We start from the raw sequence: 14,145 nt of genomic DNA, 5'->3' as shown, positions 1-14,145 counted from the left end.
GCGGGCACATGCAAGGCCACTTTTGCGGCGACTCATTCTCATTGGGCATGTTATATTGTTTCAATATCGCTATTGGAACGCTCTATCATGCCGTCTCGAAAGTTTGTGCCCTTGGCCGGCCTGGCCTTGGGTTTGCTGCTCGACCCTGCCTACGCCGAAGAAAACACCCTGGAACTGGACACCATCAGCGTAACCTCCGAGGCGTATGAGTCCGCCACAGGCCCGGTCCAAGGCTATCGCGCCACCCGCTCTGCCAGTGCCACCAAAACGGATACCGCCCTTCGCGACATACCGCAATCGATCAGCGTGATCCCCGCCACGGTGCTCAAGGACCTGGGCAGTACCAGCGTGGAGCGCGCCCTGGAATTTGCCGGCGGCGTATCCAAGCAAAACAACTTCGGTGGCCTGACCCTCTACGAATACAGCGTGCGCGGCTTCACCACGTCTGAGTTCTACCAGGACGGTTTCAGCGCCAACCGCGGTTACCCCAGTACGCCGGACGCGGCAAATATCGAACGCATTGAAGTTCTCAAAGGCCCCGCCGCCAGCTTGTATGGGCGTGGCGATCCTGGCGGCACGGTGAACATCGTCACCAAGAAACCCCAGCCCGAAGCGTTCACCACCTTGCAAACCAGTGGTGGTAGTTGGGACCGCTACCGCACTGCGCTGGATGTGAATACGCCGCTGGACAGCGAGGGACGCGTACTGACGCGGGTGAACCTGGCGGTTGAAGACAAGCACAGTTTCCGCGATCACGTGGACGCTAAACGAGTGTTCGTCGCGCCGTCGTTCAGTTGGCAGTTGACCCCGGACACTCAGTTGCTGGTCGAAAGCGAATTCGTGCGCCACAGCTCCACCTTCGACCGGGGCATCGTCGCCGATACTGGCATGTCCCATTCCACCTTTCTCGGCGAGCCCAACGACGGCAATATCCGCAACCACAACAACCGCATCCAGGCCGCGCTGGAACACCACCTCAACGACGCCTGGAAGCTGCGCCTGGCCAGCCACTACAAGCAGGGCAGCCTGTGGGGCGATGCGTCGGAAAGCCGTGCATTGAAAGGGGATGGCCACACCCTCAGCCGTCGCTACCGTGAACGCTCCACCGGTTGGCATGACAGCATCACCCAGTTGGAACTGCGCGGCCTGTTCGATATCGGCAGCTGGCAGCATGAACTGCTGATCGGCACCGAATACGAGGATTACCGTAAAAAGGAACGCGTGACGGCGATTGGCGGCGACTACCTTATCGACATCTATAAACCGGTCTACGGCCAGGCCAAACCCAATGGCGCACGCTCCGGCACCGACTTCTTCGAACAGACCAAAAGCCACGCGCTGAACCTGCAAGACCAGATCATCTTCACCGACCGTCTGCGGGGCATGATCGGTGCGCGCTTCGAGCACTTCGAACAGAGCACCGACAACTTCGCCCGCAACCACGCCAAGAGCCGCCAGACTCACGACGCCCTGACCCAACGCGCCGGTCTGCTCTATCAGCTCACACCACAAGTCGGGGTATTTGCCAACGCATCCACCTCGTTCAAGCCAAACAGCGGCCTGGATGCCGGCGGCAAATCCTTCAAGCCAGAAGAAGGCGTGGGCTATGAGGTGGGTATCAAGAGCGAGCTGTTTGACGAGCGCCTCAGCGCGACGCTCGCGGCCTTCCATATCGAAAAGGAAAACGTCCTCACCCTGGACCCGGCAACCAACACCGACCGCGCCATTGGCAAGGCGCGCAGCCAGGGGTTTGACCTGCAGGTGACCGGGCAAGTGACCGACGCCATACGCGTGATTGGCGCACTGGCCTATATCGACGCCGAAGTGACCAAGGGCGACAAAGCCATCCCCACGGGCAGTCGCATTCTCGGGGTCGCCAAGCGCAGCGGCAGTCTGTTGGGCGTTTATGAATTCCAGGATGGGGCGTTGCGCGGCTCAGACCTGGGGGCGGCGTTTACTTATGTGGGTGACCGTTCCGGTGAGGCGGGCACAGGCTTCGAACTGCCGGCCTACCACACCGTGGATTTACTGGCCCACTACAAGGCCACGAAGAATGTCACCGTGGGGCTGAACCTGAATAACCTGTTCGATGAGAAGTACTACGAGCGCTCCTACAGCCGCTATTGGACCAACCCCGGTGAACCGCGCAACCTCACCGTCAGCCTGACCCTCAATCTCTGACGAGCATGGAACTGAATGTGGGAGGGGGCTTGCTCCCGATAGCAGAGTATCAGGCAGTATATCTGTCACTGATCCACCGCCATCGGGAGCAAGCCCCCTCCCACATTTGAGTCACCGCAAGGCTTGACTACAAGGCAACGGGCGCTCGTTCGCACAGGGTATTGAGCGCCGCCGCCCATTGCGGGTCATCATTCAAGCACGGCACCAACACCAACTCCTCGCCCCCCGCCTCGCGGAACTGCTCCCGCCCGCGATCACCAATTTCTTCCAGGGTCTCGATGCAGTCGGCGACAAACGCCGGGCACATCACGAGCAGCTTCTTCACGCCCTGCTGGGCCAGCGCCTCCAGGCGGGCCTCGGTGTAGGGCTCGATCCACTTGGCCCGGCCAAGGCGCGATTGAAACGCCACCGACCACTTGCCATCGGGCAAACCGGCACGCGCGGCAAAATCCCGGGCGACGCTGAAGCATTGGGCGCGATAGCAGGTGGCGAGCACCTCTGGCGATGCGTTCTTGCAGCAGTCGGCATCCTTGAAGCAATGCCCGCCGGTAGGGTCGAGCTTTTTCAGATGGCGCTCGGGCAGGCCATGGAAACTGAGCAGCAAGTGATCGAAATCCTGCTCCAGGTAAGTGCGTGCGCTGGTTACCAGAGCATCGAGGTACTCGGGTTGGTCGTAAAAAGGCTGCAGGATCGAAAACTGGATAGCGAGTTTCTTGTCGCGCACCACGCGTCTGGCTTCTTCTATCACCGTGGTCACGGTGCTGTCGGCAAATTGCGGATACAGCGGCGCCAGTGTCACCTTGCCGATACCCTGGGCGGCCAACCGTGTCAGGGTGATTTCCAGCGACGGCTCGCCATAACGCATTGCCAGTTCCACAGGGCCCTGGGTCCACTGCGCCGTCATCTGCTGTTGCAGACGACGGCTCAAGACCACCAACGGCGAGCCCTCATCCCACCAGATCGACGCATAAGCATGGGCAGACTGCTCAGGGCGCTTGATCAGGATCAGCGACACCAGCAAACGCCGCACCGGCCATGGCAGGTCGATCACATAAGGGTCCATCAGGAACTGATTGAGGTAGCTGCGCACATCAGCCACCGAAGTGGACTTTGGCGAACCCAGGTTGACCAGTAACAACGCGTGATCGGTCATGCAACATCCTATCTTTAGAGGCGGCTGGACAGGTCGTCCAGAGCCGCACGCAACTCAGTGAACTGGAAAGTGAAACCCGCCGCCAGCAGCCGTTCAGGCAAGGCCTTCTGCCCGCCCAGCAACAAACCAGACAATTCGCCCAGGCCAACCTTCAGTGCAAACGCCGGCATCGGCATGAACGCCGGGCGGTGCAACACCTGGCCGAGGGTCTTGGCAAACTCGCGATTACGCACCGGGTGTGGCGCGCAGGCATTATAAGGACCGCTGGCGTCAGTCTTGTGCAGAAGAAAATCAATCAGGGCGATTTGATCCTTGATATGCACCCATGGCATCCACTGCCGACCGTTACCGATCGGCCCGCCCAGCGCCAGTTTGAAGGGCAGCAACAGGCGCGACAAAAAGCCGCCCTGCGCCGACAGCACCAGGCCGGTGCGCACCAGCACCACGCGAACGCCCAGGGCTTCGGCACGTTGGGCGGTTTCTTCCCAGGCAATACACAACTGGCTGGGAAAATCGTCCAGCACTGGCCCGCTGGCTTCGGTCAATTCGCGCTCGCCGCCGTCGCCATACCAGCCCACTGCGGAGCCGGAGATCAGTACCGCCGGTTTCTGCTCCAGGCTGTCGATCCAGGCCAGCAGGGTTTCGGTGAGGTTGATGCGGCTGCTCCACAGCAATGCCTTGCGCTTGTGGGTCCAGGGCCGGTCAGCGATGGGTGCACCCGCAAGGTTGACCACCGCGTCCACCGCGCCAATCACCTCTTGCAGGCGAGCCACCCCAAGCACCTGTGCGCCGCAGACCCTGGCGACCGTTTCCGGTTGCCGGCTCCACACCGTCAGGCGATGACCCTGGGCGAGCCAGTGTTGGCAAAGTTGACGGCCAATCAGGCCGGTACCGCCGGTCAGCAAAATATGCATGGGACTCTCCTCATGTAACGTTCGCCGCCGCTCACTGGTCTATTTTATAAGCAGGGATCAATTTGATAATCGAGCGTGACGCGCGTTCAAGCCTGAGCTTAACCATAGGTCACGCCACACAATCAGGCACGCCAAAACTTATACCAAAAAACAATATTGTACAGCTATTGGTGTCGGCGTAGTCTGTACCCAACGGTAAAACGAGGCCTCCCATGACTGTCCCCATCGCGATCATCGGCACCGGCATAGCCGGTCTCTCCGCCGCCCGAGCGTTAAAAGACGCGGGCCACACCGTACAACTCTTCGATAAAAGCCGCGGCAGCGGTGGCCGCATGTCCAGCAAGCGCAGCGATGCCGGCGCGCTGGACATGGGCGCGCAATACTTCACCGCCCGCGACCGGCGCTTCGTCAACGAAGTGCAGCGCTGGCAAAGCAATGGCTGGGCCGAACAGTGGAAGCCCCAGCTGTACAACTTCAAGTCCGGCCAACTGACGCCTTCCCCCGATGAACAGATCCGCTGGGTCGGTACACCGCGCATGAGCGCGATCACCCGCGCACTGCTCGATGACCTGCCGGTGGAGTTCGGTTGCCGCATCACCGAGGTGTTCCAGGGCACACAGCACTGGAACCTGCTCGACGCCGACGGTGAGAGTCACGGCCCCTTCAGCCATGTGATCATCGCCACACCGGCCCCTCAGGCCACTGCCCTGCTGGCCGCTGCCCCCAAGCTGGCAAGTGCCGCCGCCGGGGTGAAAATGGACCCGACCTGGGCCATTGCGCTGGCCTTCGACAAGCCCCTGGATACACCGATGGAGGGCTGCTTCGTGCAAGACAGCCCCCTTGACTGGCTGGCGCGCAACCGCAGCAAACCCGGGCGCGACACCACCCTCGACACCTGGGTGCTGCACGCCACCAGCGCCTGGAGCAAGGCGCACCTGGACCTGCCCAAGGAAGCGGTAATCGAGCACTTGCACGGCGCCTTCGCCGAACTGCTGCACAGCGCCATGCCCGCGCCGTCATTCAGCCTGGCACACCGCTGGCTCTACGCTCGCCCGTCGGGCAGCCATGAGTTCGGCGTACTGGCCGATGCCGACCTGGGCCTGTTCGTCTGCGGCGACTGGTGCCTTTCGGGCCGGGTGGAAGGCGCCTGGCTCAGTGGCCAGGAAGCGGCACGACGCTTGATCGCACACCTGCAATGAACCGCCTCAACCCCAGCAAGCTGCTGCTGTCGAAATGGACGGCAGCACAGCCACGCAACAAGGAAAAACACTTTTTGGTCACCGAGTTGTTTCGTGATGACGAAGGCACGGTGCTGGAAATCGAGCTGCAAGCGGTGCTGACCCACCGTGCCGAACGCCTGCCATGGCAGACCCTGCAAAACGCCGAGTGCTGGAAAATCGGCTGGAAGTAACGCTGCAAAAAACCTATACAAACTATTTGACTTGTACAACATCGAATCTATGATGAGACGTAGTTGTACAAACTTTATAAGTTGTACAGGATTATTGCAGAGGTTTTGGGTATGTCGAGTAGTACAAAACCGAAGATCGCCATCAGCGCCTGCCTCCTTGGCGAAAACGTGCGCTTTAACGGTGGGCATAAACAGTCGCTGCTGTGCACCCAGACACTCAGCGACTACTTCGACTTCGTGCCGTTGTGCCCGGAAGTTGCCATCGGCATGGGCATCCCCCGCGAGCCAATCCGGCTGGTAGGCGACCCTGCGCAGCCGCAAGCCGTTGGCACGGTAAACCGTGAACTCAACGTCACGCAGCCACTGCACGACTACGGCCAGCAAATGGCCCAGGCACACCCAGACCTGTGCGGTTATATCTTCATGCAGAAGTCGCCATCGTGCGGCCTGGAGCGGGTCAAGGTGTACCGCGCCAACGGCACGCCCGTTGACGGTGGCGGCCGCGGCATTTACGCCCAGGCGTTTTGTGCGCGTCACCCTAACCTGCCGGTAGAAGAAGACGGCCGGCTGAACGACCCTGTGTTGCGGGAAAACTTCCTGACCCGCGTATTCGTGTATGCCAGCTGGCAACAACTGCTGGCCGAGGGGCTCACCCGCCACGGCTTGCTGACGTTTCACTCGCGCTACAAGTACCTGCTGATGGCCCACAGCCCGGCGCATTACAAAAGCCTGGGCCATTTGCTCGGCAGCATGGGCAAGGACGTCGATCTCCAGGCTCTGGCCCACGGCTACTTCGGCGAGCTGATGACGGGCCTGAAGAAGTGCGCCACCCGCGGCACGCACAGCAATGTGCTGCAACACATCAGCGGCTACCTCAAGCAGGTCATCAGCGCCGATGACAAACAGGAAATGCAAACCGTGATCGGCCAGTACCGTCAAGGCATCGTGCCGCTGGTAGTGCCACTCACCCTGCTCAAGCATCACTTTCGCCAACATCCGGACCGTTACATCGCGCAGCAGGCCTACCTGCAACCGCACCCGGAAAACCTCAGCCTGCGTAATGCGATATAACCCATGAAAGCTGCCCTGCTTGACGAACCCGGCGAAGACATTGCCCTGGCCATTGAAAACGGCTGGTTGCCAATCCGCGAAGTGGCGCGCCAGACCGGCGTCAACGCCGTGACCCTGCGCGCCTGGGAGCGCCGCTACGGCCTAATCGTGCCCCAGCGCACGCCCAAGGGGCACCGGCTGTTCAGTGCCGAACATGTACAACGCATCCACGCCATCCTCACCTGGCTCAATCGAGGCGTGCCGGTCAGTCAGGTCAAAGGCTTGATCGACTCAGCCCAGGCCAGCCCCGCGCCCATGGAAAACGAGTGGCACGCCCTGCGCCAGCATTTGGTGGATGCCATCAGCGAACTGGCCGAACGCCGGGTCGATGACGCCTTCAACCAGGCCATGGCGCTCTACCCGCCACGCACCTTGTGCGAGCAATTGATGCTGCCGCTGCTCAAGGAGCTGGAACAACGGTGGCAGGGCCAGTTCGGCGCGCAGATGGAGCGGGCGTTTTTCCTGTCGTGGCTGCGCAGCAAGTTCGGCGCGCGGATTTATCACAACAATCGCCAACTCCACGGCGCGCCGCTGCTGCTGGTCAACCATTCCGACTTACCGCTGGAACCGCACCTGTGGCTCAGCGCCTGGCTGGCGAGCAGCGCCGACTGCCCGGTGGAAGTATTCGATTGGCCGCTGCCTGCCGGCGAACTGGCCCTGGCGGTGGAACACCTGCAACCACGCGCCGTGCTGTTGTATTCGAGCAAGACCCTCCATTTGTCGACACTGACAAAACTATTGGGCGACGTCAGTTGCCCAATAGTGATTGCCGGCCCGACGGTGCGCATTCACAACGCCGAGTTGTCCGTACTCACCCGCGACATCCCTGAGTTGTTCATGGCGCAAGACCCGTTGTCGGCCCACCAATTATTGATCCAGCGTGGAATCGTCTAAATGCATCTGATCTGGCTGCGCACCGACTTGCGCCTGCACGACAACACGGCCCTTGCTGCTGCGTGCCAGCGTGGCCCCGTCGCGGCCATTTACCTGATCACTCCCCAGCAGTGGCTGGCCCACGATGACGCGCCGTGCAAAATAGATTTCTGGCTGCGCAACCTGCAGCACTTGAGCCAGGCGCTGGGCGAACTGAACATCCCTTTATTGATCCGCTACGCCGCGACCTGGGACCAGGCGCCCGCTGCACTGAGCGAACTGTGCCGGGAACTGTCGGTGGAGTCTGTGCACGTCAACGAGGAATACGGCATCCACGAGAGCCAGCGTGATGCTGGCGTGGCAGAGACGCTGCAAACGCAGGGAATCACGTTTCACAGCTACCTGGACCAACTGTTTTTCCAACCCGGTAGCGTACTGACCAAGACCGGTACCTATTTCCAAGTGTTCAGCCAGTTTCGCAAGGTTTGCTACAACCGCCTGCACAGCGCCCTGCCGCGCCAGGTGGCAACGCCGAAAGCTCAGGCCAGGCTCGACGTGAAAAGCGATCCGGTGCCGACCACGGTCGACGGTTTCGAGTCGCCCAGCGAAACCTTGCGCGCCCTGTGGCCAGCCGGTGAAGACGAGGCGCGCCGCCGCCTCGACGCCTTCACCGACGAGCAGATCAGCTATTACAAGGACGAGCGCGACTTCCCAGCCAAACCCGGTACCAGCCAGCTTTCGGCCTACCTCGCCGCCGGTGTGGTTTCGCCGCGCCAGTGCCTGCACGCTGCGCTGCAAACCAATCAGGGCGAGTTCGAAAGCGGCGACATCGGCGCCATCACCTGGATCAACGAGCTGCTATGGCGCGAGTTCTATAAACACATTCTGGTCGGCTACCCACGGGTGTCCCGCCACCGCGCCTTTCGCCCGGAAACCGAAGCGCTGGCCTGGCGCAATGCCCCCGAAGACCTCGCGGCCTGGCAACAGGCGCGCACGGGCTTGCCGATCATCGACGCGGCCATGCGCCAATTGCTGGAAACCGGCTGGATGCACAACCGCCTGCGCATGGTGGTGGCGATGTTCCTGACCAAGAACCTGCTGATCGACTGGCGCGAAGGCGAGCGCTTTTTTATGCGCCACCTGATCGACGGCGACCTGGCGGCCAATAATGGCGGTTGGCAGTGGAGCTCATCGACCGGTACCGACTCGGCACCGTATTTCCGGATTTTCAGCCCGTTGAGCCAATCGGAGAAATTCGACGGCGACGGCATTTTCATCAAGCGCTGGCTGCCGGAACTGGCCACGCTGAATAAAAAAGAAGTGCATCACCCGGCAGCGGCTGGCGGTTTGTTTGGCGTGGCGGATTACCCCTGCGCCATCGTCGACCTCAAAGCCTCTCGGGAACGCGCATTGGCTGCCTTTCGCCGCCTGCCTTCACGTCAGGAGATGGCCGATCATGAGTGACTTCCTGCGCCGCTTCGCCGAAGCCTTCACTACGCTGGACAAGCACAACCTGCACCTGCTTGGCAGTTTGTACAGTGATGACATTGTATTTGCCGACCCGCTGCATGAAGTCCATGGGCTGCCCGAACTGCAGCGTTATTTCGCTCAGCTATACAGCAACGTCAGCCAACTGGATTTCGAGTTTCAGGGTATCGACCAGACGGCCGAAGGCGAAGGCTACCTGCGCTGGATCATGAGTTTTCGTCATCCGCGCCTGGCCGCAGGCAAGATGATCCGGGTAGAGGGCTGTTCCCACTTGATGTGGCGCGACAAGGTCTACCGGCATCGCGATTACTTCGATGCGGGCGCACTGCTTTATGAACATGTGCCGATTCTCGGCCGCGTCATCAGTTGGCTGAAAAGGAGAATGGGATGAGCCTTGCATCGCCCCGCCGTTATTGGCTAACCGGCGCCAGCAGTGGCATCGGCGCCGCATTGGCCGTAGAGCTGCTCAACAGTGGCGCCCATGTGGCCCTTAGTTCCCGCACCAAAGGCCCGCTGGAAGCACTCGCCCACCGTTATCCGGGGCAAGTGCTGGTGGTGGCCGGCGACCTGACCGACAGCCAGACCGTGCGCGAGATCGGTGAACACATCGCCCAGGTCTGGGGTGAGTTGGACACGGTGATCCTCAATGCCGGCACCTGTGAATATGTCGACGCCCGGCAATTTGACGCTTCGATCATCGAACATGTGGTGCGTACCAATCTGTTGGCCAGCAGTTATTGCATCGAGGCCGCGCTGCCGCTGTTGCGCGCCGGGCGTACCCCGCACCTGGTGGGCGTGGCCAGCGCCGTGACTTACCTGCCGATGCCACGCGCCGAAGCCTATGGCGCATCCAAGGCCGGCCTGCGTTACCTGTTCGAGTCCCTGCGCATCAGCCTGTCACCGGAAAACATCGACGTCACCGTGATCAGCCCAGGCTTTGTTGACACACCGCTGACCGAACGCAATGACTTCCCGATGCCCCTGAGCTGGTCCGCCGACAAGGCGGCGCGGCACATCTTTGCGAAACTGGAGAAACGCCCGCTGGAAATTGCCTTCCCGGCCATGTTCATTGCCACCCTGTGGCCGCTGTCGAAGTTGCCTAACCGCGCGCAATTGATCATCGGCAAGCGCATGTTGCGCAGCCCGCCACCGAAAAAGGACATTCCGTGAAGATCGCCATTGTCGGCAGCGGTATCGCCGGGCTGACCAGCGCCTACCTGCTCAGCCGCCGCCACGACATCACGGTGTTCGAAGCGGGCGACCGCATCGGCGGGCACACGCACACAGTCCACGTTACCGTAGAGGGCGAACGCTATGCCGTGGACACCGGCTTTATTGTGTTCAACGACTGGACCTACCCCAACTTCATCCAGTTGCTGGGCCAGATCGGCGTGACGTTCAAACCCACCGAAATGAGCTTTTCGGTGTGTGACCAAAGCAGCGGGTTCGAGTACAACGGCAACAACCTCAACAGCTTGTTTGCCCAACGCCGCAATATTCTGTCGCCCGGGTTCTGGGGCATGTTGCGCGATATCCTGCGCTTCAACCGCCAGGCGCCTTTGGACCTGCAAGAGCAGCGTATCAGTGCCGAGATGACCCTCGGTGACTACCTCGCAGCCGGCGGTTACGGCCAAAGGTTTATCCGCCACTACATCGTGCCAATGGGGGCTGCGATATGGTCAATGTCCCTTTCGGACATGCTCGGTTTCCCACTGCAATTCTTCGTGCGCTTCTTCAAGAACCACGGCTTGTTGTCGGTCAACAACCGGCCGCAATGGTGCGTGATCGAAGGCGGTTCAAGCAGCTACATCGAACCGCTGACCCGCAGTTTTCGCGAGCGTGTGCGCCTCGGTTGCCCTGTGCATAAAGTGCAACGCACCGACAATGGCGTGGTTATCCACAGCCCGTACGGCAGCGAAACCTTCGACCGGGTGGTATTGGCCTGCCACAGTGATCAGGCCCTGGCATTGCTTGACGACCCGAGCCAGGCCGAACAAGAGATCCTCGGCGCCCTACCCTACGCCGACAACGACGTAGTGCTGCACACCGACACGCGCTTGCTGCCTGACCGCGAGCTGGCCTGGGCCAGTTGGAATTACCGGCTGACCGGCCACTCGCAGAATCAGGCCGCCGTCACCTACGACATGAACATCCTGCAGGGCATCGACAGCGACACCACGTTTTGTGTCAGCCTCAACCAGACGCAAGTGATCAACCCGTTGAAGATCCTCGCGCGCTACACCTACGCCCATCCGCAGTACAGCCTGGCCGCCGTGGCCGCTCAAGCACGCTGGGAAGAATTGCACGGCACCCGCAACACCTTCTACTGCGGCGCGTACTGGGCCAACGGCTTCCACGAAGACGGCGTGGTCAGTGCCCTGCGCGTGGCCCAGGCGTTCGGGGAAAGCCTGTGAACAGCGCCCTGTATAGCGGCTGGATCGCCCATCGCCGGTTTACGCCCAGGGCCCACGCTTTTCGCTACCGCATCGGCCTGCTGTATCTGGACCTCAGCGAACAGGATGCGGTGCTCGGGCTTTCACCCCTGGCCGGCACTGGTCGCCTGGCGCCTTTCGGCTTTCGCCAGCAGGATTACCTGCGTGAACTCACGCGCCACGGCATGAGCTTGAGCGATGCCGTGCGCCACGAAGTCGGCAAAGCTCTGGGGCGTACACCCCAGGGCGCTATCTGCCTGCTGACCCAGGCCCGCAGTTGGGGCCTGGCGTTTAACCCGGTGAGTTTCTTCTACTGCTTCGAGGCCGACGGGCAGTTGGCCGCGATTCTGTGTGAAGTGACCAACACGCCATGGCGCGAGCGCTATCACTACGTGCTGCCGGCCCAGCCCCTCGACGCCGATGAGCATCAGCACTTCGCCGTGGCCAAGGGGTTCCATGTGTCGCCCTTCTTACCGCGCGACCTGGAATATCGCATGAGTTTCAGCCCTCCATCTGCCCGGCTCGGCGTGCACATGGCCGACTGGCAGGGCACGCAAAAGGTTTTCGACGCCACCTTGAGCCTGGAAAAACACTCACTCAGCCGCGCAAGCCTGCATCAATATTTGTGGCGTTTCCCCTGGATGACCGCCAAGACCTGCCTGGCAATCTACTGGCAAGCCTTGCGCCTGCTGCTCAAGCGCACACCGATTTTTTCCCACCGGGCCGCCGATGGCGCCTCTCGCACCGCAGTCGGGTACACCAAGGATCGCCGCCATGAAACACCCTAGTTTATCGGTCAAGGCTAACCGCCTGAACGTCAATGGCATGACCGCTGCGCTGTTGCGCAAGGCGGTGCTGCGCCAGCTCAGCCAACTGCGTCACGGCCAGTTGGTGGTGATCGAAGACGGCGAGCGACAAGTGTTCGGCGCGCGGGAAGCGCACCTGTTAGGCGAAATTCAGATTCTCGACTCGGCGGTATGGGGCCTGGTGGCCGCCAATGGTTCGATCGGCGCCGGCGAGGCGTTTATCCATGGTTACTGGACCAGTCCCGACCTCACCGCCGTGGTCCGGGTGATGGTCAGCAACCTGGAAGTGCTCGACGCCATGGAAGGTGGCCTGGCACGCATGGCCCGCCCGTTCACCCAAGGCCTGCACTGGCTCAACCGCAACACACGCAAGGGCTCGCAGAAAAACATCGCCGCCCATTACGACCTGGGCAACGACCTGTTCGAAGAGTTTCTCGACCCGACCATGATGTACTCGGCGGGGCAGTTTTTGACACCCGATGACAGCCTGGAACAAGCGCAACTGAACAAGCTGGAGCGCATCTGCCAGAAACTGGCGCTCAAGCCCAGCGACCATCTGCTGGAAATCGGCACCGGCTGGGGCAGCATGGCGTTGTATGCGGCGCAGCATTACGGCTGCAAGGTCACCACCACGACCCTGTCCAAGGAGCAATTCGCCTACACCGAAAAACGCATCCAGACGCAGGGCCTGCAAGATCAAGTGACCTTGCTGCTCAGCGATTACCGCGACCTCACCGGCGAGTATGACAAGCTGGTGTCGATCGAGATGATCGAAGCGGTGGGCCATCGGTTCCTGCCGACCTATTTCAAACAATGTGCGCACTTGCTCAAGCCCAACGGCCTGATGCTGCTGCAAGCCATCACCATTCGCGAACAGCGCTTTGAGCAGGCCAAGCGCAGCGTCGACTTCATCCAGCGCTACATTTTCCCCGGTGGCGCCCTGCCCTGTGTACAGAACATGCTGCACATCGTCAGCCGCGACACCGACATGAACCTGCTGCACATGGAGGACTTCGGCCTGCACTACGCCCGTACCCTGCGCCTGTGGCATGAAAACTTCCGCCGCGCCCATGGCCGTCTCATGGAATTGGGCTACGACGAATATTTCCTGCGTTTGTGGGAGTTCTACCTGTGCTATTGCGAAGGCGGGTTTATGGAACGCACCATTGGTACCGCACAACTGCTGCTGGCCAAACCCGCGGCGATCAACCCGCCATTGCTTGGGCGCTTCAGTGCTTAAAACCCTGGCCAATGCCGCGCTGTTCCAATGCGGCTGGTTTGCCTGCGTACTCGGCGGCGACAGCCCATGGCTGCTGGTGGGTTTGGCGGCACTGGGCGTGCATCTGCTGTGGATAAGTTCGCCGGCGGATGACGGCATGCTCGTGCTCAACGTGACACTGGCGGGCACACTGCTGGACACGCTGTTGCGCACCCTGGGCGTTTTCCACTTCAGCGAGCCTGGGCCGTTGATTCCATTCTGGTTGATCGTACTGTGGGCACTGCTGGCCACGACCCTGCGCCATTGCCTGGCCTGGAGTGCACGGCCCTGGTGGCTGGCCGGCCTGTTGGGCGCAGTGGGTGGGCCTTTGTCTTATTACGCCGGCAGCCAATTGGCCGGTGTGGGTTTTGGCTACGGCACGGCAGCCACTCTGACCGGTCTGGCGTTGTTATGGGCCATGCTGTTCCCCTTGCTGCACGGGCTCGCGCGCAAGCTAGAACACTGACGCTTGTCCGAGCATTCATACACGTTTAACGCACTTGCCTTACACTGCGCGGC

The 14,145-nt window shown here is 61.1% G+C and carries 14 protein-coding genes; 12 read left to right on the top strand and 2 right to left on the bottom strand.

Translation table 11 applies throughout. The features are described 5' to 3' along the window. The first annotated feature begins 87 nt into the window (after positions 1–87). Entirely contained in the window at positions 88–2,181 is a 2,094-nt protein-coding gene (locus E4O97_RS04460) for a TonB-dependent siderophore receptor (RefSeq protein ID WP_248160896.1), read from the top strand. Positions 2,182–2,308: 127 nt separating this feature from the next. Here the strand turns inward: E4O97_RS04460 and hemH are convergent, their stop codons facing one another. Together hemH and E4O97_RS04450 are read right to left on the bottom strand one after the other, a co-directional pair. Continuing rightward, positions 2,309–3,334: a ferrochelatase gene (hemH, locus tag E4O97_RS04455; protein ID WP_248160895.1), complete on the bottom strand. Its 1,026-nt coding sequence runs from the start codon at positions 3,332–3,334 to the stop codon at positions 2,309–2,311. A gap of 14 nt (positions 3,335–3,348) precedes the next feature. Further along, positions 3,349–4,248, bottom strand: coding sequence for a TIGR01777 family oxidoreductase (locus E4O97_RS04450; protein WP_032877988.1), 900 nt, complete (start codon positions 4,246–4,248; stop codon positions 3,349–3,351). Positions 4,249–4,460: 212 nt separating this feature from the next. Between E4O97_RS04450 and E4O97_RS04445 the strand changes: the two genes are divergently transcribed. The 11 genes from E4O97_RS04445 (at position 4,461) to E4O97_RS04395 (ending at position 14,092) form a co-directional block, all read left to right on the top strand. Next, the gene (locus tag E4O97_RS04445) at positions 4,461–5,447 is read left to right on the top strand and encodes an FAD-dependent oxidoreductase (protein ID WP_032877989.1); all 987 of its coding nucleotides are present in this window, start codon (positions 4,461–4,463) and stop codon (positions 5,445–5,447) included. Beyond that, positions 5,444–5,659 (top strand): TIGR02450 family Trp-rich protein, encoded by a 216-nt coding sequence (locus E4O97_RS04440; RefSeq protein WP_005784634.1) that lies wholly within the window; start codon positions 5,444–5,446, stop codon positions 5,657–5,659. Before E4O97_RS04445 ends, E4O97_RS04440 begins: the two co-directional genes overlap by 4 nt. Before the next feature lie 111 nt (positions 5,660–5,770). Continuing rightward, a complete protein-coding gene (locus E4O97_RS04435; RefSeq protein WP_078820246.1) occupies positions 5,771–6,730 on the top strand; it encodes a DUF523 and DUF1722 domain-containing protein in 960 nt (319 codons plus the stop codon). Positions 6,731–6,733: 3 nt separating this feature from the next. Then, positions 6,734–7,663, top strand: coding sequence for a MerR family transcriptional regulator (locus tag E4O97_RS04430; protein WP_032877991.1), 930 nt, complete (start codon positions 6,734–6,736; stop codon positions 7,661–7,663). After that, a complete protein-coding gene (phrB, locus tag E4O97_RS04425) occupies positions 7,664–9,106 on the top strand; it encodes a deoxyribodipyrimidine photo-lyase (RefSeq protein WP_248134526.1) in 1,443 nt (480 codons plus the stop codon). It begins immediately after the preceding gene. After that, positions 9,099–9,521 (top strand): nuclear transport factor 2 family protein, encoded by a 423-nt coding sequence (locus tag E4O97_RS04420; protein WP_032877993.1) that lies wholly within the window; start codon positions 9,099–9,101, stop codon positions 9,519–9,521. The genes phrB and E4O97_RS04420 overlap by 8 nt, the downstream gene beginning before the upstream one ends. Continuing rightward, a complete protein-coding gene (locus E4O97_RS04415) occupies positions 9,518–10,300 on the top strand; it encodes an SDR family NAD(P)-dependent oxidoreductase (protein WP_032877994.1) in 783 nt (260 codons plus the stop codon). The genes E4O97_RS04420 and E4O97_RS04415 overlap by 4 nt, the downstream gene beginning before the upstream one ends. Continuing rightward, positions 10,297–11,544, top strand: coding sequence for an FAD-dependent oxidoreductase (locus tag E4O97_RS04410; RefSeq protein ID WP_032877995.1), 1,248 nt, complete (start codon positions 10,297–10,299; stop codon positions 11,542–11,544). Before E4O97_RS04415 ends, E4O97_RS04410 begins: the two co-directional genes overlap by 4 nt. Next, the gene (locus tag E4O97_RS04405) at positions 11,541–12,350 is read left to right on the top strand and encodes a DUF1365 domain-containing protein (protein WP_032877996.1); all 810 of its coding nucleotides are present in this window, start codon (positions 11,541–11,543) and stop codon (positions 12,348–12,350) included. The genes E4O97_RS04410 and E4O97_RS04405 overlap by 4 nt, the downstream gene beginning before the upstream one ends. Further along, entirely contained in the window at positions 12,337–13,608 is a 1,272-nt protein-coding gene (locus tag E4O97_RS04400) for a cyclopropane-fatty-acyl-phospholipid synthase family protein (protein ID WP_078820241.1), read from the top strand. Before E4O97_RS04405 ends, E4O97_RS04400 begins: the two co-directional genes overlap by 14 nt. Next, positions 13,601–14,092, top strand: a complete 492-nt coding sequence (locus E4O97_RS04395; RefSeq protein WP_078820240.1) for a DUF2878 domain-containing protein — start codon at positions 13,601–13,603, stop codon at positions 14,090–14,092. Before E4O97_RS04400 ends, E4O97_RS04395 begins: the two co-directional genes overlap by 8 nt. The last annotated feature ends 53 nt before the right edge of the window (positions 14,093–14,145 follow it).

This window comes from Pseudomonas sp. W15Feb34, from assembly GCF_023127765.1.
Lineage (GTDB): Bacteria > Pseudomonadota > Gammaproteobacteria > Pseudomonadales > Pseudomonadaceae > Aquipseudomonas > Aquipseudomonas synxantha_A.
Note: the sequence above shows the minus strand (reverse complement) of the source record. Positions and strands in the feature narration are given on the sequence as shown.

What these genes read in the sequence shown, in the direction of transcription:
- E4O97_RS04460 (WP_248160896.1), top strand. Translation starts at nt 88, where the DNA reads ATGCCGTCTCGAAAGTTTGTGCCCTTGGCCGGCCTGGCCTTGGGTTTG.
- hemH (WP_248160895.1), bottom strand. Translation starts at nt 3,334, where the DNA reads ATGACCGATCACGCGTTGTTACTGGTCAACCTGGGTTCGCCAAAGTCC.
- E4O97_RS04450 (WP_032877988.1), bottom strand. Translation starts at nt 4,248, where the DNA reads ATGCATATTTTGCTGACCGGCGGTACCGGCCTGATTGGCCGTCAACTT.
- E4O97_RS04445 (WP_032877989.1), top strand. Translation starts at nt 4,461, where the DNA reads ATGACTGTCCCCATCGCGATCATCGGCACCGGCATAGCCGGTCTCTCC.
- E4O97_RS04440 (WP_005784634.1), top strand. Translation starts at nt 5,444, where the DNA reads ATGAACCGCCTCAACCCCAGCAAGCTGCTGCTGTCGAAATGGACGGCA.
- E4O97_RS04435 (WP_078820246.1), top strand. Translation starts at nt 5,771, where the DNA reads ATGTCGAGTAGTACAAAACCGAAGATCGCCATCAGCGCCTGCCTCCTT.
- E4O97_RS04430 (WP_032877991.1), top strand. Translation starts at nt 6,734, where the DNA reads ATGAAAGCTGCCCTGCTTGACGAACCCGGCGAAGACATTGCCCTGGCC.
- phrB (WP_248134526.1), top strand. Translation starts at nt 7,664, where the DNA reads ATGCATCTGATCTGGCTGCGCACCGACTTGCGCCTGCACGACAACACG.
- E4O97_RS04420 (WP_032877993.1), top strand. Translation starts at nt 9,099, where the DNA reads ATGAGTGACTTCCTGCGCCGCTTCGCCGAAGCCTTCACTACGCTGGAC.
- E4O97_RS04415 (WP_032877994.1), top strand. Translation starts at nt 9,518, where the DNA reads ATGAGCCTTGCATCGCCCCGCCGTTATTGGCTAACCGGCGCCAGCAGT.
- E4O97_RS04400 (WP_078820241.1), top strand. Translation starts at nt 12,337, where the DNA reads ATGAAACACCCTAGTTTATCGGTCAAGGCTAACCGCCTGAACGTCAAT.